The organism is Bradyrhizobium sp. WSM2254 (genome assembly GCF_000472645.1).
Taxonomy (GTDB): domain Bacteria; phylum Pseudomonadota; class Alphaproteobacteria; order Rhizobiales; family Xanthobacteraceae; genus Bradyrhizobium; species Bradyrhizobium niftali.
The window spans coordinates 64,544-86,438 of sequence record NZ_AXAB01000042.1 but is presented as its reverse complement, the minus strand read 5'-3'; the positions used below and the strand labels follow the sequence as shown (position 1 = coordinate 86,438).

Annotated in this window: 21 protein-coding genes and 1 pseudogene; 14 read left to right on the top strand and 8 right to left on the bottom strand. The window is 64.8% G+C overall.

The window, feature by feature from the left end:
• The coding region (locus A3M7_RS49905) for an IS30 family transposase (protein ID WP_198033820.1) at positions 1 to 347 on the top strand (347 nt) is incomplete at its 5' end.
• Positions 348 to 467: 120 nt separating this feature from the next.
• On the top strand, positions 468 to 1,769 hold the full coding sequence (locus tag A3M7_RS0128260; RefSeq protein WP_027546942.1) for an MFS transporter: 1,302 nt from the start codon (positions 468 to 470) through the stop codon (positions 1,767 to 1,769).
• 6 nt (positions 1,770 to 1,775) lie between these two features.
• Here A3M7_RS0128260 and A3M7_RS0128255 read toward each other — a convergent pair whose 3' ends face one another.
• Positions 1,776 to 3,227, bottom strand: coding sequence for a hypothetical protein (locus tag A3M7_RS0128255; RefSeq protein WP_245284337.1), 1,452 nt, complete (start codon positions 3,225 to 3,227; stop codon positions 1,776 to 1,778).
• 285 nt (positions 3,228 to 3,512) lie between these two features.
• On the opposite strand from A3M7_RS0128255, the gene A3M7_RS0128250 reads away from it, so the two are divergent.
• From A3M7_RS0128250 to A3M7_RS0128215, 8 genes are all read left to right on the top strand, one after another.
• Positions 3,513 to 4,862 carry a PotD/PotF family extracellular solute-binding protein gene (locus tag A3M7_RS0128250; protein WP_027546940.1) on the top strand — a complete coding sequence of 450 codons (1,350 nt, stop codon included), beginning with the start codon at positions 3,513 to 3,515 and terminating at the stop codon, positions 4,860 to 4,862.
• Between the two features lie 76 nt (positions 4,863 to 4,938).
• Positions 4,939 to 5,829 carry an ABC transporter permease gene (locus A3M7_RS0128245; RefSeq protein WP_027546939.1) on the top strand — a complete coding sequence of 297 codons (891 nt, stop codon included), beginning with the start codon at positions 4,939 to 4,941 and terminating at the stop codon, positions 5,827 to 5,829.
• Complete coding sequence (locus tag A3M7_RS0128240; RefSeq protein ID WP_027546938.1) at positions 5,826 to 6,716, top strand: ABC transporter permease; 891 nt, start codon at positions 5,826 to 5,828, stop codon at positions 6,714 to 6,716. The genes A3M7_RS0128245 and A3M7_RS0128240 overlap by 4 nt, the downstream gene beginning before the upstream one ends.
• Before the next feature lie 7 nt (positions 6,717 to 6,723).
• Entirely contained in the window at positions 6,724 to 7,830 is a 1,107-nt protein-coding gene (locus tag A3M7_RS0128235) for an ABC transporter ATP-binding protein (RefSeq protein ID WP_027546937.1), read from the top strand.
• A gap of 19 nt (positions 7,831 to 7,849) precedes the next feature.
• Positions 7,850 to 8,341, top strand: a complete 492-nt coding sequence (locus A3M7_RS0128230; protein ID WP_027546936.1) for a (2Fe-2S)-binding protein — start codon at positions 7,850 to 7,852, stop codon at positions 8,339 to 8,341.
• Positions 8,342 to 8,343: 2 nt separating this feature from the next.
• Complete coding sequence (locus A3M7_RS0128225; RefSeq protein ID WP_027546935.1) at positions 8,344 to 10,731, top strand: xanthine dehydrogenase family protein molybdopterin-binding subunit; 2,388 nt, start codon at positions 8,344 to 8,346, stop codon at positions 10,729 to 10,731.
• 11 nt (positions 10,732 to 10,742) lie between these two features.
• Entirely contained in the window at positions 10,743 to 11,540 is a 798-nt protein-coding gene (locus tag A3M7_RS0128220) for a xanthine dehydrogenase family protein subunit M (protein ID WP_027546934.1), read from the top strand.
• Positions 11,541 to 11,556: 16 nt separating this feature from the next.
• The gene (locus A3M7_RS0128215) at positions 11,557 to 13,047 is read left to right on the top strand and encodes an amidase (RefSeq protein ID WP_027546933.1); all 1,491 of its coding nucleotides are present in this window, start codon (positions 11,557 to 11,559) and stop codon (positions 13,045 to 13,047) included.
• 16 nt (positions 13,048 to 13,063) lie between these two features.
• Here A3M7_RS0128215 and A3M7_RS0128210 read toward each other — a convergent pair whose 3' ends face one another.
• On the bottom strand, positions 13,064 to 13,360 hold the full coding sequence (locus tag A3M7_RS0128210; protein WP_027546932.1) for a hypothetical protein: 297 nt from the start codon (positions 13,358 to 13,360) through the stop codon (positions 13,064 to 13,066).
• A 196-nt stretch (positions 13,361 to 13,556) separates the two neighbouring features.
• Positions 13,557 to 14,456 carry a LysR substrate-binding domain-containing protein gene (locus A3M7_RS0128205; protein WP_027546931.1) on the bottom strand — a complete coding sequence of 300 codons (900 nt, stop codon included), beginning with the start codon at positions 14,454 to 14,456 and terminating at the stop codon, positions 13,557 to 13,559.
• Between the two features lie 207 nt (positions 14,457 to 14,663).
• Here A3M7_RS0128205 and A3M7_RS0128200 point away from each other — a divergent pair, with 207 nt between their 5' ends.
• Both A3M7_RS0128200 and A3M7_RS0128195 read left to right on the top strand, forming a co-directional pair.
• Entirely contained in the window at positions 14,664 to 15,458 is a 795-nt protein-coding gene (locus A3M7_RS0128200) for a fumarylacetoacetate hydrolase family protein (protein WP_027546930.1), read from the top strand.
• A gap of 265 nt (positions 15,459 to 15,723) precedes the next feature.
• Complete coding sequence (locus A3M7_RS0128195) at positions 15,724 to 16,140, top strand: hypothetical protein (protein ID WP_027546929.1); 417 nt, start codon at positions 15,724 to 15,726, stop codon at positions 16,138 to 16,140.
• Positions 16,141 to 16,150: 10 nt separating this feature from the next.
• Here A3M7_RS0128195 and A3M7_RS0128190 read toward each other — a convergent pair whose 3' ends face one another.
• Together A3M7_RS0128190 and A3M7_RS0128185 are read right to left on the bottom strand one after the other, a co-directional pair.
• Positions 16,151 to 16,894, bottom strand: coding sequence for an IclR family transcriptional regulator (locus A3M7_RS0128190; protein WP_027546928.1), 744 nt, complete (start codon positions 16,892 to 16,894; stop codon positions 16,151 to 16,153).
• A 37-nt stretch (positions 16,895 to 16,931) separates the two neighbouring features.
• Positions 16,932 to 17,783, bottom strand: a complete 852-nt coding sequence (locus tag A3M7_RS0128185; protein ID WP_027546927.1) for a CoA ester lyase — start codon at positions 17,781 to 17,783, stop codon at positions 16,932 to 16,934.
• Positions 17,784 to 17,953: 170 nt separating this feature from the next.
• Here A3M7_RS0128185 and A3M7_RS0128180 point away from each other — a divergent pair, with 170 nt between their 5' ends.
• Both A3M7_RS0128180 and flgL read left to right on the top strand, forming a co-directional pair.
• Positions 17,954 to 19,120, top strand: coding sequence for an acyl-CoA dehydrogenase family protein (locus tag A3M7_RS0128180; protein WP_027546926.1), 1,167 nt, complete (start codon positions 17,954 to 17,956; stop codon positions 19,118 to 19,120).
• Positions 19,121 to 19,136: 16 nt separating this feature from the next.
• Positions 19,137 to 19,269, top strand: a pseudogene (gene flgL, locus A3M7_RS50710) (flagellar hook-associated protein FlgL); the annotation flags it as partial.
• On the opposite strand, the gene A3M7_RS0128175 reads toward flgL, so the two are convergent.
• The 3 genes from A3M7_RS0128175 to A3M7_RS51090 form a co-directional block, all read right to left on the bottom strand.
• Positions 19,268 to 20,869 carry an AMP-binding protein gene (locus A3M7_RS0128175; protein WP_027546925.1) on the bottom strand — a complete coding sequence of 534 codons (1,602 nt, stop codon included), beginning with the start codon at positions 20,867 to 20,869 and terminating at the stop codon, positions 19,268 to 19,270. The pseudogene flgL and the gene A3M7_RS0128175 sit on opposite strands and share 2 nt — an antisense overlap.
• 33 nt (positions 20,870 to 20,902) lie before the next feature.
• Positions 20,903 to 21,538: a uracil phosphoribosyltransferase gene (gene upp, locus A3M7_RS0128170; RefSeq protein ID WP_027546924.1), complete on the bottom strand. Its 636-nt coding sequence runs from the start codon at positions 21,536 to 21,538 to the stop codon at positions 20,903 to 20,905.
• Positions 21,539 to 21,750: 212 nt separating this feature from the next.
• On the bottom strand, positions 21,751 to 21,879 hold the full coding sequence (locus tag A3M7_RS51090) for a hypothetical protein (protein WP_256374891.1): 129 nt from the start codon (positions 21,877 to 21,879) through the stop codon (positions 21,751 to 21,753).
• Positions 21,880 to 21,895: the final 16 nt, after the last annotated feature.

The window sequence follows — 21,895 nt, the reverse complement described above, 5'->3', positions numbered from 1 at the left end:
TCTTGATGAAGACCTTCTTCTGCGACCCCCACGCGCCGTGGCAAAAGGGCGGCATCGAGAACGCCATCGGCCGCTTGCGCCGCTTCATCCCCCGAAAGACCGACCTCGAAAAGCTCCCAACCAAGCGCTTCCGCCAGTCCGTTGCCACCTACAACAACACCCCGCGCAAATGCCTTGACTTCAGAACCCCGGCAGAGGCCTTCTCCTCTCAACTGTTGCACTTCGAGTGTGAATCCACCGGACCCATAACCACAAAAGGCCGTTGTTTCGGGCGCTTGGACCACATCCGCTTCGACAAAACTGACCGGGGTAATGGGTCCTGGCTTTCGCCAGGACGACCGCGGTGAGGTATCGCGCGCCACTCTCGCGATGACCGGATGCTGAGAATGGGGAAACAAACACGCGGGTAGGTTGCACCGTATGTGGCGATTGGCCATGATGCCGCCCAGGAATCTTTGGGGCACGGCATGACGGCAGCAATGGGGGTCTCCGCGGCGGCGGAGAGATCGACGACGGCGCATGTGGTGTGGGCGAGCGCGCTCGGCACCGCGATCGAGTGGTACGACTTCCTGATCTACGGCACGGCGGCGGCGCTGGTGCTCAACAAGCTGTTCTTTCCGAGCTTCGATCCGTTCGTCGGCACGCTCGCGGCGTTCTCGACCTATGCGGTCGGCTTCGTGGCGCGGCCGATCGGCGGCGCGATCATCGGGCATTATGGCGACCGGCTCGGCCGCAAGACAATGCTGGTCGCGACCATGATCGCGATGGGGCTCGGCACCTTCCTGATCGGCTGCCTGCCGACCTACAGCCAGATCGGTGTGTGGGCGCCGATCCTGCTCATCATCCTGCGCTTCGTCCAGGGCATCGGGCTCGGCGGCGAATGGAGCGGCGCGGTCGTCATGGTGATCGAACATGCAGGCAATCGCCGCGGCTTCTACGGCAGCCTGGTGCAGATCGGCTTTCCTGTCGGCGTTGCTGCATCCACCGGCATCTTCGCCCTGATGACCCAACTGCCCGAGGCGGATTTCTTGAGCTGGGGCTGGCGCGTGCCGTTCTGGATCAGCATTGTGCTCGTCGGTGTCGGCTTCATCGTGCGGCTCAAGCTTGCGGAGACGCCGCACTTCAAGGAGGTGGTCGAGCGCAAGGAGGTGCTGGCGCAGCCAGTGTGGGAAGTGCTTCGCCGGGACTGGCGCAGCTTCCTGCTGGCGGTCGGCATCACGGTTTCGGAAGTCGGGCTCGCCTACCTCCTCACCGTCTTCACCGTGGTCTACGCCACGACAAAGCTCGGCCTGCCGCGGCAGGTGATCCTGAATGCCGTCGTCTACGCTGCGATCGTCGAGTTCGCGACGCTGCCGCTCGCCGGCTGGCTCTCCGATATCTTCGGCCGCAAGGCGCTGTATCTCGCCGGCGGCGTGTTCTCGGTGGCGCTGGCGTTTCCGCTGTTCTGGTTCCTCGACACCAGGGACCCGGCGCTGATCACGCTCGCGCTCGTGGTCACGATGACGCTGACGCATGCGCTGCTGTTCGGACCGAAGGCCGCGTTCATGCCGGAGCTGTTCCGCACCCAGGTGCGCTACAGCGGCGCATCGCTTGGTGCCAACGTCGCGGCCGCGCTCAGCGGCGGCTTCTCGCCGTTGATCGCAACCGCGCTGCTCGCATGGGCCGGCTCGTATTGGGCGGTGTCGGTCTACATCATCGCGCTGTCGATCATCACGATCATAGCGACCCTGATGGCGCCGGAGACGGCGCGCGACGCGCTGAAATCCTGAGAGCAGCTAACTACAGGCACGATTCGCGGCCGTCGGAAACACCAGGAAGGTGATGGTCGCCGGCGCAAGCCGGATCGCTCCCGCAGGTGTTGCGCGCGGCTCAAGTCGGGGCAGTTCGTCATCAGCGCTCAGCGCGAGTGTCTTGCCGTTCAGCTGCACGGTCGCGTCTTGCAGCCACGTCGCATGCAACGTGTAACTCTCGACGGGGTGTGACAGCATCAGGGTGGATGGTGCTTGCCGCGACGCGTTGATCGCAAGCACGGACACGGCGCCCCGCATGCCCGGATGGCAATGCGCGTAGAGATGGAGATCTGGCGCGGCGACTGCGTTCGCGTCGAGCACTGTCGTGCCCATCAACCGATGCCAGAGCAGCGCGCCCCAATAACTGGGCCGCGGGCGGAACGTCTTCTCGTCCAGCAATCCGTAATCGCTCGCGGCCAGCGTGTTGTGCATCACCACTTGAACGCCAGCCTTGGCCAGGCGTCCGAGCTGGTCGAGATAACGGAACGTGTCCAGGAAAGTCTTGTCCCAGCGATTGCCGCCGCAGGCAGCGTCCGCGGTTTCCGTCAGCCAGATCGGCTTGTCCGGCGCGAATTCGTCGCGCAGCGATTTGTAAGTCGATAGCGCGGCATCGGTGCGGGCGAGCCACGCTTCGGACAGCGCGCCTGACGGCTCATCGCGGCCGCCGCAGCGCGGCGAGATCGTGTTGTAGTGATGATAGGAGAAGCGATCGACACCGGAGCCCGAGGCGGCGAGCAGATCGCGCGTGCGGAGCCCGGACGCGTCGGCGGAAGCGGTGTCGCCGACCGAGCCTGGTCCGACGATCAGCGTCCCCGGCGCGGCGCGCAGCATCCACGCGTGAAAGATCCCGACATCGCGGACATAGGCCTTCGCATCGTATCCAGGCGGCGCGCCGTTCGTCGCCGCGAGCGTTGGCTCGTTCATGAATTCGGCGGCGGCGATGTGGCCGCTCAGCGAACGCGTATAGTCGATCAGGCGTTGCGCCTGATCCGGCCGCCAAAGGCCATCCGCATCGCGGCTGCCCGGGCTGATGGCAAAGGAGGTGACGATCTCCGCATCGACCGCGCGCGCAAAGTCGATGACGCCGCGCCACTGCGCGCGGCTAAGCACCGCGTTGAATCCCGATGGCGGCGCGGCCGGCGCACTCTCGGTGTCGGCGAAGAACGTCGCATTGGCCCAGGTGCCGCTCACGCGCAGATACGCCGGCGACAACGCCACCGCGAGCTTGCGCAGACGGGTGTTTCCGAGATCGATCGGAGGTCTGTAGCTGTAGAGATCCTTGTCGGCCGGCGCGCGCATCGTTTGCGGATAGGGCTTCCAGAACCGTCCGCCGGTCACCTCCACCATCTCGATATTGTAGGACTGAAAGCGGGGATCGACGGTGCCGATCGCTTGCAGCCCTGCCGGCGCGATCGAGACCGCGCCGGCATGCGCCACGCACGATGTTCCGGCAGCGAGCAGCGCAAGCCCTGTCACACGTGCTGCGTGACAAAGCCCGCCGCGTTGAATTCGCCGTCTTGTATGCACGTCCTGACGCCTTCTTATGCGTGCTGCCAAAAGCAAATGCAGCCGCCCGAACCATTAGCCCCCCTTATATCGCGAATTTTTACTTCCAATTTTACTTCGCAAAATCCCGCCCATAGCCTCACGCGCAACTGATCAATTCCGCAGCCGGTCAATGGCGACCGGTGCGAGCGTTCATTGTAGCCAACGAGGGTTGCCATGCTTGACAGGGACAAGGGAACATCTGCGGCCGATCCGTCGGAGACCAGGGACGTACGGCAGAAAAAGCTGAGCCGCCGCACGCTGTTGAAGGGGGCGGCCGTGGTCGCCGGCGCCGCCGCAGGATCGGACGCGATCCGCGGCTTCCCGACGATCTGGGCGCAGGAGATCAAGGACATCGAACTGCGCCATGTCGGCGTCTCCTACTCGGTGGTGAAGGCGATCGGTGACCAGGCCGCCAAGGATCTCGGCTTCAAGGTGACGATGCAGAACCTCGACACCTCCGCTGCCATCAATCGCTTCATAAGCCAGCCTAATACGGTCGATATTGCCGATCTCGAGGGCTGGCAGGCCAAGCTCGCCGCCAAGCGTGCCGTGATCCAGGGCATCGAGGTCAAGAAGATCAAGGAATTCGACAACATCCTGCCGATCTTCACCAAGGGCGAGATCGACGGCCACAAGATCCCGCGCCAGGGCATCTCGCCCTACGAGGCCATGTACATCTCCAAACCCGACTCGACCGATCTGCATGACGGCGTCACCGAATGGGCGACCTTCCTGCCCCAGGTCTACAACGCCGATTCCATCGGCTATCGCCCCGATCTCGTTGGCCATGAAGTCACCGAGTGGAAGGACCTGATCGATCCGAAGTTCAAGGGCAAGGCTGCGATCCTCGACGTGCCCGCGATCGGCATCATGGACGCCGCGCTCTGCTTCGAGAGCGCGGGCCTCATCAAGTACGGCAACAAGGGCAACATGACCAAGGAGGAGATCGACTTCACCTGCAACAAGCTGATCGAGCTGAAGAAGCAGGGCCAGTTCCGCGCGACCTGGACCACCTTCGACCAGTCGGTGCAGCTCATGGCGGCGGGCGAAGTGGTCATCCAGTCGATGTGGTCGCCGGCGGTCGCTGCGGTCCGCGTGAAGGAGATTCCCTGCGTCTATGCGCCGGTCAACGTCAAGAACGGCAAGGAAGGCTATCGCGGCTGGTGCAACGGCATGGGCCTGATGAAGCATCTCTCCGGCAAGAAGCTCGATGCCGCCTACGAATATCTCAATTGGTATCTGTCGGGCTGGCAGGGCGGCTTCGTCGCGCGCTACGGCTATTACAGCCCGGTGCCGTCGACCGCGAAGAAATTCCTCACCCCTGCCGAATGGGCGTTCTGGTACGAGGGCCAGCCCGCACCTGAGGTGGTCAACGATCCCTATGGCGTGCCCATGGAGAAGGCCGGCACCAAGCGTGACGGCGGCTCGTTCCTCGACCGCGTCAAGAACATCTCGTGCTGGAACACGCTGATGGACGAGGCCGCCTACATGAACAAGCGCTGGAACGACTTCAAGGTGGCCTGAAACCTGCTTCCCCGACGTAACAAGAGCGCCGGCGCGCGAACCGCGCCGGCGCGAGAAGACCGACTTCGAGGCCGATATGCAGCCAAGTTCGAGTCCCGCTCAAACTCCGCCACGCGCAAATCTCGCCGGCTGGCTCTATGTCGCGCCGCTGGTCCTGGTGCTCGTGCCGTTCTTCGTGGCGCCGATCCTGGTCGTGCTGGCCGCGAGCTTCTTCGCGACCGACGGCTTCGGCGGGCTGACGCCGGGCTTCACACTCGCGAGCTATGTCGAGGTGCTGCATTCGGCACTGACGCTGAAACTGTATCTGGCGACGATCAAGTTCACGGTGCTGACCTGGGTCTTCACGCTCATCATCGGCTTCTTCGTCGCCTACTTCCTGGTGTTCCACGTCCGTAACCCGTTGCTGGCGATCGGCCTGTTCCTGCTGTGCACGGTGCCGTTCTGGACCTCGAACATCATCCGGATGATTTCGTGGATTCCACTGCTCGGCAAGGAAGGCCTGATCAACCAGGCGCTGCTGGCAATGGGCGTGATCCGCCAGCCGCTGGAAGTGTTGCTGTTCTCCGACCTCGCGGTGGTCATCGCCTATGTTCACCAGCTCACGATCTTCATGATCGTGCCGATCTTCAATTCCATGGCGCGAATCGACAAGAAGCTGATCGAGGCCGCGATCGACGCCGGCGCCGGCCGCTTCGACATCATGCGCCTGATCGTGGTGCCGATGTCCAAGAGCGGCATCGCGCTCGGTACCATCTTCGTGGTGTCGATCGTGATGGGCGACTTCTTCGTGGTCAAGGTGATGTCCGGCGGCGGCTCGGCCTCGGTGGTCAGCGCGTTCTACGAGGACGTCGGCGTGCTGCAATACCCGACCGCGGCCGCAAGCGCCGTGCTGCTGACGCTGGTGCTGGTCGCGATCGTCTCGCTGATCCTGCGCACCGTGGACATCAGGCAGGAGATCACGCAATGAGCGCTGTTCTTGCCGACATGCCCGAGACGGCCGCGCCCGCGACGACCAGGGCGATTGCGCCGAGCCGCGGGCAGCGGCCCTGGACGTTCTATGTTCTTGCGACGCTGTTCGCGCTTTACGTGATCGCGCTCTACGGTCCGATGTTCTGCATCTACGTCCTGTCGTTCCAGGATATCCGGGGCGGGCTTGTGTTTCCGATGAAGGGCCACTCGCTGCACTGGTTCGTCGATCTCTTCACCCAGGTGCGCACCGGCGACGTCAAAGGCTCGTTCGACCGCTCGATCAAGCTGGCGGTCATCGTCACCATCATCACGGTGGTGGTCTCGTTCCTGGCCGGCCTCGGCTTTCGCAAGCGCTTTCGCGGCGACACCATCGTCTTCTACATGATGATCGGCAGCCTGGTTGCGCCCGGCCTCGTGCTCGGCCTCGGCACCGGGCTCCTGTTCCAGGCGCTCGGGCTGAACGCGAGCTGGTACACCTCGGCGCTCGGCGCGCAGCTGTCCTGGACGCTGCCGTTCGGCGTGCTCGTGATGTTCGCGGTGATGTCGCGCTTCAACCATGTCTGGGAGGAGGCGGCCTACGACCTGGGGGCCAGCCGCTGGCAGTCGGTCCGGCTGGTGATGATTCCGGTGCTCGCGCCCGGCCTCGTCGCGGTCGCGCTGTTCGGCTTCACGCTCTCATACGACGAGTTCGCGCGCAGCCTGCAGACGGCGGGCTCGTTGAACACGCTGCCGCTGGAAATCTGGAGCATGACGCTGAACGTCACTTCGCCCTCGCTTTACGCGCTCGGCACGGTGACGACCGTGGTCTCCTTCGTCGTGATCGGTGCAAGCCTCGGCAGCATCGTGTTGATCCAGAAGAAGCGCAGCAGCAGCGCAAAGGGTTGAGCTTGGAATGAAGAGCGATCGCGGCGATATCGAACTGGCGGGTGTCTGCAAGAGCTTTGATGGCGCGACCTACGTGGTCGACGGCGTCAACCTTAGGATTGCCGACGGCGCCTATTGCTGCTTCATCGGTCCCTCCGGTTGCGGCAAGACCACGATCTTGCGGATGATCGCCGGACATGACGACCCGACCGCGGGCGAGATCGTGATCGGTGGACAGAATGTCGTCGGCCTCGCGCCGGTGCAGCGGCGTACCGCGATGATGTTCCAATCCTACGCGCTGTTCCCGCACCTCACGGTACGCGAGAACATCGCATTTGCGCTGCGTGTGCGCGGCATGTCCAAGGCCGACCGGCTGCGTGCGGCGGATGCCATGATCGAGAAGGTGCGGCTGACGCAGTTCGCCGACCGCCTTCCGGCGCAGCTCTCCGGCGGCCAGCAGCAGCGTGTGGCGCTGGCGCGCGCGGCGATCACCGAGCCGCGGGTGTTGCTGCTCGACGAGCCGCTCTCGGCGCTCGACGAGCAGCTTCGCGTGCAGATGCGCCAGGAGCTCAGGCGGATGCAGCAAGAGCTCGGCATCACCTTCATCCACGTCACCCATACCCAGCTCGAGGCGATCGCGCTCGCCGATCTCGTGGTGGTGATGGAGCAGGGCAAGATCAAGCAGGCAGGCGCCGCCCGCGACGTCTACGCTCACCCCCATGATCGCTATGTCGCCGAATTCATGGGCGGACAGAACGTGCTGTCGGGTCGGGTCGAAAAGGTCAACGGTGCGAGCTTCACGCTGGCCCAGGCTGCGCCTGATGGCATCGAGGTGCCGCTTCAGGCACGATCCGTTTTCAGAGTTGGTGACAAGGTCGATATCGCCGTGCGCCGCGACGACGTCGCGCTGGTTCGGCCGGGCCGCGACTTGCCGCCGGGCTGCACCACGTCGCTGCCGAGCCGGGTGCTCGCGATCGAATACCAGGGCTACTTCGTCAAGGTCATGCTCGACACCGTGCCGGACGATGAGTTCGTGGCCTATGTGCCGGAAAAGACCTTCTTCGCGGATCCCTTCACCGTCGGCGATGTCGTGATGGCCACATGGGCCACCGGCAGCGCCCTTCCACTCGCCTAGAGACCCGTCGCGCAGGAGTATGACCGTGCAGATATCCTTCACACTCAACGGCCGGCCCACCATCGTGGACGTCGAACCGGCAACGCTCGTCGCCGAACTCCTGCGCGAGCAGCTCAACCTCACCGGCACCCATATCGGCTGCGATACCAGTCAGTGTGGCGCCTGCGTGGTGCACGTCAACGGACTTCCCGTGAAGAGCTGCACGCTGCTGGCGCCAGCCCTTGACGGCGCGACGCTGCTCACCATCGAGGGTCTGCAAGGCGCCCCCGGTTCGAACCGGATGCATCCCATGCAGGAGGCGTTTCGCGAGCATCACGGCCTGCAATGCGGCTTCTGCACGCCGGGCATGCTGATGACCGCGGTGGCACTGGCGACCGAGAAGCCGGACCTGACTGAGGCTGACGTCCGCCACGGCCTCGAAGGCAACATCTGCCGCTGCACCGGCTACCAGAACATCGTCGTCTCGGTTATGGCCGGCGCTGCCGCCATGAACGCCGCCAAGGGAGAGTGACCATGGGCAATGTGATCGGCATCGGCGCCTCACCGAAGCGCAAGGAGGACCAGCGCTTCCTGACCGGACGTGGCAATTACGTCTCCGACATCAAGCGACCCGGCATGACCGCGGGCGTTTTCGTGCGCTCGCCGCATGGGCATGCGATCCTGCGCGGCATCGACAAGAGTGCGGCACTGGCCTCGTCGGGTGTCATTGCGGTCCTGACCGGGGATAACGTCGCCGACGATGGACTTGGCTCGCTGCCCTGCGGTTGGGGCATCACGGACGCCAAGGGCGTTCCGATGAAAGAGCCGCCATTTCCGATGCTCGCGCAAGACAAGGTGCGTTTCGTCGGCGACATGGTCGCCTTCGTCATAGCCGAGACGCCGGAACAGGCCAATGCGGCGGCGGAGCTTTTGAAGATCGATTACGAGGTGCTGCCTTCGGTCGTCGGCGTGCTTGAAGCGGTGCGGCCCGGTGCGCCGCAACTGTTCGACGGCGTGCCGAACAATATCTGCTGCGATTGGGAGCTTGGTGACAAGGCCGCGGTCGAAACCGCGTTCCGGAAAGCTGCGCATGTCGCAAAGCTCAGCCTCGTCAACAACCGCCTGATCGGTAATCCGATGGAGCCGCGGGCGGCGATCGCCGAATACGAGCCGGGCACCGATCGATTCACGCTGTGGACCACCAGCCAGTTTCCGCACGTCGTACGCTTCCTGATGGGCGCGCTGGTGCTGAACATTCCGCAGCACAAGCTGCGCGTGGTGGCGCCGGATGTCGGCGGCGGCTTTGGCGTCAAGCAGTTCCACTACGGCGAGGAGGCCGTGATCACCTGGGCCGCCAAGCGCGTGATGCGGCCGATCAAATGGGTGGCGAGCCGCTCGGAGGGCTACGTCTCCGACCGCCACGGCCGCGATCACGTCACCGAGGCCGAGCTCGCACTGGACGAAACCGGAAAATTTCTCGCCTTTCGCGTCAACACGCTGGCCAATATGGGCGGCTATCTCTCGACCTTCGGGCCGAACATCCCGACCAATCTCTACGGCCCCCTGCTCGGCGGCGTCTACACCACGCCCGCGATCTACTGCAACGTGAAGGTGGTCTTCACCAACACCGTGCCTGTTGACGCCTACCGCGGCGCAGGCCGGCCCGAGGCGACCTTCGTGCTGGAGCGTATCGTCGATGTCGCCGCCAGCGAGATGGGGATCGATCGCGTCGAGATTCGCCGCCGCAACATGATCCCGAAGGAGGCCTATCCGTATCAGACGCCGGTTCTGGTGCAGTACGATTCCGGCGATCCGATGGGCTGCCTCGACGGTGCGCTGGTCGCAGCCGACGTCAAGAACTTTGGCATCCGCAAGTCGGAATCGGCGCGCAAGGGCAAGTTCCGCGGGCTCGGCTACTCGACCTATGTCGAGGCCTGCGGCCTTGCGCCGTCGCGTTTCGCGGGACGGCTTGGTGCGCGCGGCGGTCTCTACGAGAGCGCCACGGTGCGCGTGCATCCGACCGGCCAGGTGACGGTCATGATCGGCACGCACAATCACGGCCAGGGCCACGAGACGACGTTCGCGCAGATCGTCTCGGACAAGCTCGGCGTATCCTTCGAGAATGTCGACATCGTGTTCGGCGACACCGATCGCGTCCAGTTCGGCATGGGCACTTACGGCTCGCGCTCCCTGGTGGTCGGCGGCGCCGCGCTGTCCAAGGCGACCGACAAGGTGATCGCCAAGGGCAAGAAGATCGCTTCCCATTTGCTCGAGGCGGCCGAGGCGGACATCCAGTTCGAGGCCGGCAAGTTCTCGGTGGCAGGCACGGACCGCGCCAAGACGTTCGAGGAGATCGCGGGCGCGGCCTATGTGCCGCACAATTATCCGCTCGAAGTGCTGGAGCCGGGGCTGGAGGAGCAGGCTTATTACGATCCCGTCAACTTCACCTATCCCGGCGGCTGCCACATCGCCGAGGTCGAGGTCGATCCGGAGACGGGCACGGTGACTCTCGTGAACTACACGGCGGTGGACGACGTCGGCACGGTCATCAACCCGATGATCGTGGAAGGCCAGCTGCACGGCGGCATCGTGCAGGGTGTCGGCCAGGCGCTGTTCGAGAACGCGGTCTACGATGAAGGCTCGGGCCAGCTGCTGTCGGGCTCGCTGATGGACTACTGCATGCCGCGCGCCGATCATCTGCCGATGATGAAGGTCGCGACCCACTCTACGCTCTGCACGCATACGCCGATGGGCGTGAAGGGCTGCGGCGAGGTCGGCACCATCGGCTCGCCGGCTGCCGTCATCAATGCGGTGGTCGATGCGCTGTCGCATCTTGGCGTCACCCATGTCGACATGCCGGCGACGCCGAACCGGATCTGGCGCCTGCTTCAGAACGCATCGCTGCCGGTCGCCGCGGAATAGGGAGGACAACAATGAAGCCGTTTGCCTATCATCAGCCCGACCAGATCCCCGAGGCTGCAAAACTGTTGACTTCGATCGAGGACAGCAAGCTCGTCGCCGGCGGCATGACGCTGATCCCGACGCTGAAGCAGAGGCTGGCCAGCCCGGTCGCGCTGGTCGATCTGTCGAAGCTCGGAAGCCTCAAGGGTATTACCGACGACGGCGCCACGATCACCATCGGCGCGATGACGCCGCATGCGGTCGTGGCTGCCTCGAAGCTCGTGCAGACGAAAATCCCGGGGCTCGCGGCGCTGGCTTCGATGATTGGCGATCCGGCCGTGCGCAGCCGCGGCACCATCGGCGGATCGGTCGCGAACAACGATCCGGCGGCCGACTATCCGGCCGGCGTTCTTGGCCTCGGTGCCATCATCGTCACCAGCACGCGCGAGATTGCTGCAGACAAATTCTTCCTTGGTCTGTTCGAGACGGCGCTTGAACCCGGCGAGATCATCACAGCGATCCGCTTCCCGGTGCCGCTGAGGGCGGGCTACGCGAAATTCAAGGCACCGGCGTCGCGCTATGCGCTGGTCGGCGTCTTCGTCGCGAAATTCGCCGATGGTGTCCGCGTCGCCGTCACCGGCGCTGGGCCAGGCGTGTTTCGGGTGCCGCCGATGGAGGCGGCGCTATCGGGGAATTTTGATCCATCGGCAATCGCGGCGATCAAGATCGACACCGACGGTCTCACCTCCGACATCCATGCCGAGGCCGATTACCGGGCGCATCTCGTCACGGTCATGGCCAAGCGCGCCGTCGACGCGGCGCTCAGCTAGCTTCTTAGGGTTGATGATGACTGATGGTTCCGGCCGAACGGCCTTCCCGTCGGCGCCGACTGGCCTCGGCGCGCTTTCTGCAACCGAGATCATGGCCGGCTACCGGTGCAAGGCGTTCACCCCGCGCGATGTTGTCGATGACACCATCGCCGCGCTTCAAGCGACGAGCGAAGCCTGCAACGCGGTGGTGACGCCGATGTATGAGCAGGCGAGGGCGGACGCCGACCGTCTCACCAGGGAGATGCGTGCGGGCGAGGCCAAGGGGGCGCTCGCCGGCGTGCCGGTCACGATCAAGGATCTCGTCTTCGTCGCAGGCGTGCCGGCCTATGCCGGCTCGCCGATGAACAGGACCTTCGTGCCCGAGGTCGATGCCGCCGTGGTCTCGGCGCTGAAGGCATCCGGCGCGATCATCACCTGCAAGACCACGACCTGCGAGTCCGGTTATAAGCTGACGGCCGACAGTCCGGTCACTGGTACGACGCGCAATCCCTGGCGCCTCGATCGCACCAGCGGCGGATCGAGTGGCGGTGCGGCGGCGGGCGTGGCCGCCGGTTGCGGGCCGATCGCGATCGGTACTGACGGCGTCGGTTCGATCCGCGTGCCGTCGTCGTTCTGCGGCGTGTTCGGTCTGAAGCCGACCTTCGGCCTGGTGCCGCGTTCGCCCGGCTTCTCGCCGCCGTCCTGGGCCTCGCTCGCCCATACCGGGCCGATCACGCGCACGGTTGCGGATGCTGCGCTGACGCTGGAGATCATCGCTGCTTACGATCTGCGCGACCCCGCGAGCCTGCCGGTGTCGCCGCGGCGCTTCGATACCAACGCCGCGCCGTTGAACGGCATTCGCATCGGCGCCAGTGTCGATCTCGGCTATGCCGCGGTCAGCCCCGACGTGCGCGCGGCGTTCAACAAGGCGATCGCCATTCTCGATTCCTGCGGCGCGCAGGTCACCATGGATGGTCCGGGCCTCGATCCCGGCATTCTGGAACACACGCTGAAGCCGATCGCGTTTACCGAGCAGGCGGCGGCAGTTGCGACCAAGACCACGGCCGATCTCGCCAGCTCCGAAGCCGACTATCGCGACGTTGTCAGCGCCGGCCGGCATTACAGCGGCACGGACTATATCGAGGCTGGCTACCGTCGTGGCCAGGCGCGTGGTGCTTTCGTAAAGCTGTTCGAGCGCATCGATGCGCTGGTGACGCCGACGGTCGCTGTGACCGCGTTCGAGGCCGGCCGGATCGGTGTCGGCACGATCGACGGCAGCAAGGTCGATCCGCATCTCGGCTGGTCGCCCTTCACCTGGCCGATCAATCTCGCCGGCCTTCCGGCGGCGACGCTGCCCTGCGGCTTCGACCGCGACGGGCTGCCGATCGGCCTTCAGATCGTGGCGCCGTGGCTCGACGAGCCCACGATCTTCAAGATCGCGGCGGCGTTCGAGCAGGCGCAGCCCTGGGCAAAGTTCTGGCCACAGCTGGCGCTGAGCGAGCAGAGCCTGGTGCACGTCAAGGCGTGAGGAGCCATGCGAGCATCTACGCAGCAGAGTCTATATTCACCAAGACTTCTCCGGCGATGATTTCAGGATCCCCAAGATCAAGGTCGTGCAAGCTTGCTTGAACGAACTCCATCACCTTACCGTTTGCCGCATTGGCGCTTTCGCGGTCCTCGAAAACCATCACGGCGACACCAACGCCCCCGCCCCCATCCAGCACATAATAAGATTTGAAGCCGCGCGAATCCCTCAGGATCTGACCGACGCCGCTTTTGGCGCGGCGGGCAGCATCCGCGACCGAACGAAGCCTGGTGTACTTTCGAATGACTATGAACATCGGGCCACCTTTGCGTCTCGGGTCCCGCCCGACGCATCAAAGCATATCGAGCCGCTGCTGGACTAGGGCCAACTCATGAAATGGGTCAAAAACGGAGATCAACGCAGGCGGTGAGCAATGTCCGTCCTGCCGCATGATGGATTGGATGCGGTCGAGGTCGGCTTCGGGGCATTTTTGACTACCTCTGCGATACACTTCAGGAAAGCTCAATCGGCGCACCGCGGCCGCTGAGCTCTTCGTCGAGGCGCAGATAGTGCGCGAGATAGTCGTGCAAGGCGGTCGCCGCCTTCGAGGTGGCGCCGCTCGACTTGTAGAGCAGCAGCTCGATCTTCGGCAGCGGCGGCAGGCCCTCGTTGGGGCCGATCTCGCGCATTGCCGGCACCAGCGCGCTGCGGCCGAGCACGGTGACGGCCATGCCGGCAAAGGCTGCGGCTTGCAGGCCGCCGACGCTTTCGCTGACACAGGCGATGCGCCAGCGCAAATTCGCACGCTCCAGCGTGTCGATGGCGTAGTCGCGATAGATGTTGCCGGGCGGCAAGAGAGCAAGCGGGATCGGACGTTCCTGGTGCGCGGCGGATTGCTCGCCGGTCATCCAGACCAGCTGCTCGCGCCGCACCACCTGGCCGCCGGTGAAATCGTTCATGCGGGTGACCAGCGCAATGTCGACATCGCCGCGCTTGACGAGGCCGACCAGCGGCGTTGACAGCGCACAATTGAGCTCGACCTGCACACGCGGGAAGGACTTTCGGAACACGCTGAGGATCGAGGGCAGCATGAACGCCGCATAAAGGTCGGGCGTGCCGAGCACCACCTGGCCTTCGATCTCCTGCGACGCCAGCTGCGAAATCAACTCGTCATGCAACCGCAGGATGGATTTGGCGTAGGTGAGAACCGTGGTGCCGTCGTCGGTCAGCGTCAGCCTGCGGCCGGCATGCTCGAACAGCTGCTTGCCGGTCAATTCCTCCAGCCGCTGCAATTGCAGGGTGATTGCCGGTTGGGTGCGGCCCAGCCGTCGTGCGGTCTCGGTGATGCTGCCGGTCTCGACCACGGAGATCAGCGACCGGAGCATGCGGATATCGAGACTGATGAGGTTCATGCGGCATCCATGTCGCCCAGGATTTATGCAAGTTCCATGCTAGGGAGCCGTGAGCGGGCTGCGGATCAACGCCGCACGGCCGCCTGGTCCCGACATAAGAGGCTGCCGCGTCGTGTCCGTCCAGCGTTGCTGGCATACGGAATATCGATTACCAGCGGGATCGGCGCACTCGAAGCTGCCCAAGGAAGTCGAAAGGGAGCAAATAACATGGAGAAGACCTCACCAACGCGGCGCGAGGTGCTCGCAACTGCTGCGGCGGCAGCCGCCTCCATCGCGGAGGTCGCGCCGGCCGCAGCGCAGGCCGGACCGAAGCCGATCTTCCCGGTGCCGATGGTCGCGATCCCGATCGTCGGCGAGACCCAAGTATTCCAGGTTCGCCGCATCTATTGCATCGGGCGCAACTATGCGGCGCATGCGATCGAGCGCGGCTCGGATCCGAACCGCGAGCCGCCGTTCTTCTTCCAGAAGCCGACGGACGCGATCCAGAACGTCGCGGTCGGTGAGGTCGCCGACCATTCCTATCCGTCGCTGACCAAGAATTATCATCATGAGGTCGAGCTGGTTGCCGCGCTGAAATCCGGCGGCACCAATATCCCGGCCGAGAAGGCGCTCGACCACGTTTACGGCTACGCGCTCGGCCTCGACATGACCCGGCGCGATCTCCAGAACGGCATGGCCGCGGAGAAGAAGCCCTGGGAGATCGGCAAGAGTTTTGACCACGCCGCAGTCATCGGCCCGATCCACCCCGTGAGCAAGACCGGCCATTTCGAGAAGGGCGCGATCTCGCTCGCAATCAACGGCACCGTGAAGCAGAGCTCGGATCTCAGCAAGATGATCTGGAGCGTCGCCGAGCAGATCGCAAAGCTCTCGGAAGCGTTCGAGTTGAAGGCCGGCGACATCATCTATTCCGGCACGCCGGAGAATGTCGGCCCGGTGGTGAAGGGCGACGTGCTGCTGTGCAAGCTCGAAGGATTGCCGGACATGTCGATCAAGATCGTCTGATTGTCTTGGCCTCTCCCCGCTCGCGGGGAGAGGCCGGATTGCATCGTCAGATGCAATGCGCATCACGCGCTCGACGGTAGCGGTTTTACCAGCGACAAGATCGCGCCGTAGTTGCGCCGCGCGACCTCTGCTGGAACCGCGGTTTGAAGGCGAGGCCTTTGAATTGCCGGAGTTCCATCGGCGATTGCCCCGTGTTTGGCAACGAACTAACGTCCTGCAGCCATATTTCAGTAAGAGTGATCTCTCCCATGAGGGAGGCGCTCCGATGAACAAAGCTTTGATCACTGCCGTCGTTCTGCTGGCTGGCGTGCCTGCAAGCGCCGCCGCGCAAGAGCGCGCCGGTGCTGCGGCGCTGGGAGCGGTCTCGGGGGCGGTCGTGCTGGGGCCAATCGGTGCCGTCGCAGGCGCGGCGATCGGTTATACCGCCGGACCTGCAATCGCCCGGTCCTGGGGCGTGAGAGATTCACGCTCGGCGAGGCATCGGCAGCCGCCGCGCCGCGAGGCGTATCGCGCAGCCGCCACCGGCGCTCCGCCGCGCGCGCGTGAGGCGATGAATGCCAACGGCCAAATGCGAGCTGCCGGCAATCCGCCGGCTCAGGCCGCGCCTGCGGCGCAGCCTGTTGAAGCGGCTCCGGCTGTGCCGGCGCAGACTTCGGCGCCGCCCATTCAGGGATTCGAATGAAGCTTCGGCTTCAGGCCGCGGTGGTCTTCGGCCGCAGCCGATCGACCATCCGTGCGATCAGCGCGGCCACGTCGGCGACTTTCGGGCCGATGCGGAATTCGGGCCCGGCGACGACGACGGAGAGCCTGCGGTCGCCGATCGGCAGTGGGATCGCAGCGCCCGCGAGGTCGCGGCTGTAGTCGCCGAAGCTCTGGCAATAGCCGCGCTCGATCGAGATGCGCAGCTCGGCTTCCACCGCCTCGACGCTGATCGGCGTCGACGGGCCGTACTGCTTGAACTCGATCTTGCGATAGACGGAGTCGCGCTCCTCCTGCGAATATTGCAGCAGCAGCGCGCGGCCGCTCGCGGTCGCGTGGATCGGCACGCGGTGGCCGATGGTGGCGAAATAGCGGATCGCGGCCTGGGACTCGACGACGTCGATGAACACGGCCATCACGCCCGCAGGCGCCACGATCGACGCAGTCTCGCCGGTCTCGGCCGAGAGATCGGCAATCAGCGTATGCGTCCATGGCGGCAGCGGCTCGACCTCCGAGATCATCCGCGCCATCGCCAGCCAGCGCGGGGTCGGATAGAAGCCGGCGCGCGGCCGCGGCTCATAGAGATAGCCCTTCTCCGACAGCGTCGCGAGCAGGTTGAAGGTCGACGAGCGCGGCCAGCCGAAATGATCGGCGATCTCCGCAAGCGTCGCCGGCTTCCTCACTTGCGCGAAGAATTCCATGATCTCCAGGACGTTTGCGGCTTGGCGAACGATCATGACCCGGTCCCGTCTGTCGCGACGCGTTGCCCTTGATCTACGGCTGGCCGAGGATCTTCTTCGCCGCGCGAAGATGCGGCTTGTCGATCATCTGGCCGTCGAGGCGCAGCGTGCCGGAATCGGGATTGCTCGCGAACGCCGCGATCACCTTCTCCGCCCAGATACGCTCGGCTTCCGTCGGCTCGAACGCCGCGTTGACGACATCGACATGCTTGGGGTGAATCAGCGCCTTCGCCGAAAACCCGTCGCGCCGTGCCGCACGCGTTTCCTGCTCGAGGCCGGCCAAATTGTCGATGTCGGTGTAGACGGTGTCGATCGGCGCGACCTCGGCCGCGGCGGCTGCCATCAGGCAGAGATCGCGCGCGAGGCGATAGGGACTGTGGAACACGCCGCCCGAGGACTTCTCTGTGGCACCCAAAGAGGCGGAAAGATCCTCCGCGCCCCACATCAGGCCGGCGAGGCGAGGGGAGCAGCCCTTGTAGCTGCCCAGCCCGAAGATCGAGCCGGCGGTCTCCGTCGCGACGCAGACGATGCGGGTTGCGCCGACCGTGATGCCGGCCGCAGCTTCCAATGCTTCGAGCCAGGTCGCGACCTGCCGCACGTCGTCGCCGCCTTGCGATTTCGGCAGCACGATGCCGTCGGGCCTGCCCGGCATCACCGCGGCGAGATCGGCGAGCGTCATGCCTGTGTCGAGCGCGTTGACGCGGACATAGAGCTGATGCGGCTTGCTGCGCGCCTTCAGCATCGCGAGCGTCAACCCGCGCGCCTCCGCCTTCTTCTCGGTGACGACGGAATCCTCGAGATCGATGATCAGCGCGTCGGCCTTGCCTTCGCTCGCCTTCTCGAATTTGCGCGGGGAATCCCCCGGCACGAACAGCATCGAACGCATCAGACCGGCCTCTTGTGCATCATCGCCATGCGGCGGCGATCTCGTCGTTCCCGTACATTATTCATAACCTTGACAGATAAATTCACATATATGTACGTTTAGCTCAAGCAGGAAATGGGTGCGAGGATCCAGCTGCCAAAGCTGCGCCGCCAGCTAAGGAGATCAACGACATGGATTTCGCGCTCACCGATCAGCAGGAAGCCATCCGCGACGCCATCGCCAAGATCTGTGAGGACTTTCCCGATGCCTACTGGCTGAAAAAGGACCACGACGGCGGCTTCCCGCACGACTTCCACAAGGCGCTGGCCGACGCCGGCTGGCTCGGCATCTGTGTGCCGGAGGCCTATGGCGGCTCGGGGCTCGGCATCACGGAAGCTGCGATCATGATGCGCACCATCGCCGAATCCGGCGCCGGCATGTCCGGCGCCTCCGCGGTGCACATCAACGTGTTCGGGCTCAATCCCGTCGTTGTGTTTGGCACCGAGGCGCAGCGCAAGCGCATGCTGCCGCCGATGGTGGAGGGCCGCGAGAAGGCCTGCTTCGCCGTCACCGAGCCCAATACCGGCCTCAACACCACCCAGCTCAAGACCCGCGCGGTCGCCAAGAATGATCGCTACATCGTCAACGGCCAGAAGGTGTGGATTTCGACCGCGCAGGTCGCGCACAAGATATTGCTGCTGGCGCGCACCACGCCGCTCGAGGAGGTGCGCTCGCCGACGCATGGGCTGAGCCTGTTCTACACCGATTTCGACCGCAAGAAGATCAAGGTCCACGAGATCGAGAAGATGGGCCGCAAGGTCGTCGATTCCAACGAGCTGTTCTTCGAGGATTTCGAGATCCCGATGGAGGACCGCATCGGCGAAGAGGGCAAGGGCTTCCAGTACATCCTCGAGGGCATGAACCCCGAGCGCATCCTGATCGCTGCGGAAGCCGTCGGCCTCGGCAAGCTCGCGCTGGCGCGCGCGACCGAATACGCCAAGACCCGTGTCGTCTTCAACCGCCCGATCGGCAAAAATCAAGGCATCCAGCATCCGCTCGCCGTGAACTGGGTCGAGCTCGAGGCGGCCTGGTTGATGGTGATGTCGGCAGCCTGGCAATACGACAAGGGCATGCCCTGCGGCGCTGCGGCCAATGCTGCAAAGTATCTGGCGGGCGAGGCCGGCTTCTCGGCCTGCGAGCAGGCGGTGATGACCCATGGCGGTTTCGGCTACGCCAAGGAATTCCACGTCGAGCGTTATCTGCGTGAAGTCCTGATCCCGCGCATCGCGCCGGTCAGCCCGCAGCTTGCGCTCAGCTTCATCGCGGAAAAGGTGCTGGGGCTGGCGAAGTCGTATTAGGCTGAAGCGAGGGCCATTTGCCGCGACGCTGTCGGATGACATCCCTGGCGTCGACGTCACCGCGCAGCTCTCGACCTACCAGGCGCAGCTCACCGCGTCCTATTCGGCGATGTCCTGGATTCCTCAGCATGAATCTCGGGAGCTATCTTAACGAAGCGGAGCCTGTTCGGCAGCGATCCGGTCCATCGCCATGGCGCGGAGTCTTGCGCGCTGGATCTTGACGCCGTTGGCGCTGTCGGTGACGGGGAAGGCCTCCACGACATAGATCCGCGCCGGAACCTTGTAGCCGGCAAGCCGCTCGCGCAGGCGCGCGATCAGCGCGTCCTGCTGCGGCGGCTCATGGTGGGGTTCTTGGGCCGGGATCACGAAGGCGACGCAGCGGGCGTTTCCCTTCAGATCGACCGCGACGACCTGGGCATCGGCAACACCTGTGCAGGCCTTGAGCTCGTCCTCGATCTCGCCGGGCGCGACAAGGAAGCCACCGAGCCGCATGGCGTCGCCCGCGCGGGTCTCGTAGACGAAGGAGCCGTCGCCGCGCAGCCGGCCGATATCGCCGGTACGGAAGAAGCCGTCCGCGGTGATCGCATCGCGCGTCGCGTCGGGATTGTTGAAGTAGCCGAGGAAGCGTGACGGTGCACTGATCTCGATCTCGCCGGAGACGCCGGGGACCGCGAGTTCGCCGGTCTCGGTGTCGCGCACGCGGACCTTGGCTTCCGGCGACATCGGCCGGCCGCCGCCCTCGATCCGGTCGGTGAAGGCGTCGCTTGCGCGGCCGATCGAGAACAGGGCCTGCACCTCGCTCGAACCGTAGAGGCCGTAGAGCGGCATGCCGCGCGCCTCGGCCTCCGCGGCAAGCTCGCGCCAGCCGGGCTGGAACGCGGCGAAGCCGAACACCTCGGCACGGGGGAACGGATGGGCCAGGTCGGTGAGGGCGAGGATGCGGCGAAACATCTCGTCGGAGCCGAAGGCGTGCGTGATCTCGTGCTCGCCGAGGATCTTCAGCGCCGGCGCGGCTTCGAAGGCGTCGAGCACGTGAATGGTCGCGCCCGCCGCGATGAAGCCGAGCAGGCTCGTCATGCCGAAAGTGCCGCAGAACGGCAGCATGGCCAGCAGCGCATGACGTTGCGGCGAGAGCTTGAGCGCCGCGGCGATGGAGGCGGCGTGCGCGGCCAGCGTTCGCTGCGAATGCGCGACCAGCTTTGGCCCCCTGGTCGTGCCTGACGTGGTGTAGAGCAGCACGGGCAGGTCGACGTCATCCTGGGCGGGCGAGGCCGGCGGATAGGACTTGTCGAACGCATCGAACCGCACACAGGGCCAGTGCGCCGGGATCGCATCCGCGTCGACCACCGCAAGCTGTCGCAGCGCGGGCACCTCATCCTTGGCGATATCGGCGAGGATGGCGGCAAAGTCGATCGAGCGGAACGCGGCCTCGACCACCATCAGCTTTGCACCGGACAAGCGGAGCAGATGGGCGACCTCCGCGCTACGGTAGCGCGTATTGACGGCGGCGACGATCGCGCCGAGGCGGGCGGCGGCAAACAGCAGCGCGACCCATTCGATCCGGTTGACCAGCCAGACCGCGACGACGTCGCCCTTGCTTACACCTTGGGCCGCAAGCCAGGCGGCGGTCTGCTCGATCTTCTCCGAGAATTCCGCGCGCGAGACCGGCGTGCCGTCGAACACGAAGGCGGGATCGGCGAAGGTCTCGATCCGGGTCAGCGATTGCAGCGAAAATTCGTTGGGGCTCATGCGCCCCGGAGTAACCCGATCGCGCAAAACTGTCTACTTGGTGCCGAACATCCGGTCGCCGGCATCGCCCAGGCCCGGCACGATATAGCCGTGGTCGTTGAGCCGCTCGTCGATCGCAGCGGTCCAGATCGGCACGTCGGGATGTTCGCTCTGGAACTGCGCGATGCCCTCGGGCGCGGCCAGGAGGCAGACGAAGCGGATGTCGCGGGCGCCACGGTTCTTGAGCAGGGACGCGCCGGCGCAGGCCGAGTTGCCGGTCGCCAGCATCGGGTCCATCAGGATCACGGTGCGGTCGGACAGGTCCTGCGGCGCCTTGAAGTAATATTCCACGGCCTGCAATGTTTCGGGGTCGCGGTAGAGCCCGATATGGGCGATGCGCGCCGAGGGCATCAGCGCCAGCATGCCGTCGAGGAAGCCGACGCCGGCGCGCAGGATCGGCGCCAGCGTGAGCTTCTTGCCGGCGATCTTCGGCGCCTGCATCGATGCGATCGGCGTCTCGATCTCGACCAGCTCCAGCGGCAGGTCGCGCGTTACCTCGTAGCCGAGCAGCATCCCGATCTCGTTCAGAATCTCGCGAAAGCTCTTGGTCGAGCGGTCCTTCTCCCGCATCAGGGAGAGCTTGTGCTGGACCAGAGGGTGGGCGACGACATTGACGCTGCTTGTGCTCATGAAACCGATCTACACGGTTCCGTGAAATTGCGCCAGATCGGCCGGGTATTTTCCGCGGGATACCTGGCCTCAAGCCGGCATCGCGACCTCCTTGCGGGCACGGCTGCTTGCCTCGCAGGCAGCCATGGTCAATTCACGCTCAGCGGCGGCCGATCGAGGTCACGGCGGCGGAACTGGCGCGCCTGATCGAGGCGGAAGCGGAGAGGTGAGGGCTAGACGCCGAGTCCCCGCGCGACGAGCGTGATCACGATCGTCAGGATCGCGCCCCAGACCAGGCTCAGCGTCATGGTCAGGATCGTCGTGGTGACCGCGTGCTCGAGATTTCCCTTGAGGAGTTGCACGCTATTTGTCCGGGGC

Excerpts from the sequence above, each read along its gene's own strand:
- A3M7_RS0128260 (WP_027546942.1), top strand. The coding sequence starts at position 468 with ATGACGGCAGCAATGGGGGTCTCCGCGGCGGCGGAGAGATCGACGACG.
- A3M7_RS0128250 (WP_027546940.1), top strand. The coding sequence starts at position 3,513 with ATGCTTGACAGGGACAAGGGAACATCTGCGGCCGATCCGTCGGAGACC.
- A3M7_RS0128245 (WP_027546939.1), top strand. The coding sequence starts at position 4,939 with ATGCAGCCAAGTTCGAGTCCCGCTCAAACTCCGCCACGCGCAAATCTC.
- A3M7_RS0128240 (WP_027546938.1), top strand. The coding sequence starts at position 5,826 with ATGAGCGCTGTTCTTGCCGACATGCCCGAGACGGCCGCGCCCGCGACG.
- A3M7_RS0128235 (WP_027546937.1), top strand. The coding sequence starts at position 6,724 with ATGAAGAGCGATCGCGGCGATATCGAACTGGCGGGTGTCTGCAAGAGC.
- A3M7_RS0128230 (WP_027546936.1), top strand. The coding sequence starts at position 7,850 with ATGACCGTGCAGATATCCTTCACACTCAACGGCCGGCCCACCATCGTG.
- A3M7_RS0128225 (WP_027546935.1), top strand. The coding sequence starts at position 8,344 with ATGGGCAATGTGATCGGCATCGGCGCCTCACCGAAGCGCAAGGAGGAC.
- A3M7_RS0128220 (WP_027546934.1), top strand. The coding sequence starts at position 10,743 with ATGAAGCCGTTTGCCTATCATCAGCCCGACCAGATCCCCGAGGCTGCA.
- A3M7_RS0128215 (WP_027546933.1), top strand. The coding sequence starts at position 11,557 with ATGACTGATGGTTCCGGCCGAACGGCCTTCCCGTCGGCGCCGACTGGC.
- A3M7_RS0128210 (WP_027546932.1), bottom strand. The coding sequence starts at position 13,360 with ATGTTCATAGTCATTCGAAAGTACACCAGGCTTCGTTCGGTCGCGGAT.
- A3M7_RS0128205 (WP_027546931.1), bottom strand. The coding sequence starts at position 14,456 with ATGAACCTCATCAGTCTCGATATCCGCATGCTCCGGTCGCTGATCTCC.
- A3M7_RS0128200 (WP_027546930.1), top strand. The coding sequence starts at position 14,664 with ATGGAGAAGACCTCACCAACGCGGCGCGAGGTGCTCGCAACTGCTGCG.
- A3M7_RS0128195 (WP_027546929.1), top strand. The coding sequence starts at position 15,724 with ATGAACAAAGCTTTGATCACTGCCGTCGTTCTGCTGGCTGGCGTGCCT.
- A3M7_RS0128190 (WP_027546928.1), bottom strand. The coding sequence starts at position 16,894 with ATGATCGTTCGCCAAGCCGCAAACGTCCTGGAGATCATGGAATTCTTC.
- A3M7_RS0128185 (WP_027546927.1), bottom strand. The coding sequence starts at position 17,783 with ATGCGTTCGATGCTGTTCGTGCCGGGGGATTCCCCGCGCAAATTCGAG.
- A3M7_RS0128180 (WP_027546926.1), top strand. The coding sequence starts at position 17,954 with ATGGATTTCGCGCTCACCGATCAGCAGGAAGCCATCCGCGACGCCATC.
- A3M7_RS0128175 (WP_027546925.1), bottom strand. The coding sequence starts at position 20,869 with ATGAGCCCCAACGAATTTTCGCTGCAATCGCTGACCCGGATCGAGACC.
- upp (WP_027546924.1), bottom strand. The coding sequence starts at position 21,538 with ATGAGCACAAGCAGCGTCAATGTCGTCGCCCACCCTCTGGTCCAGCAC.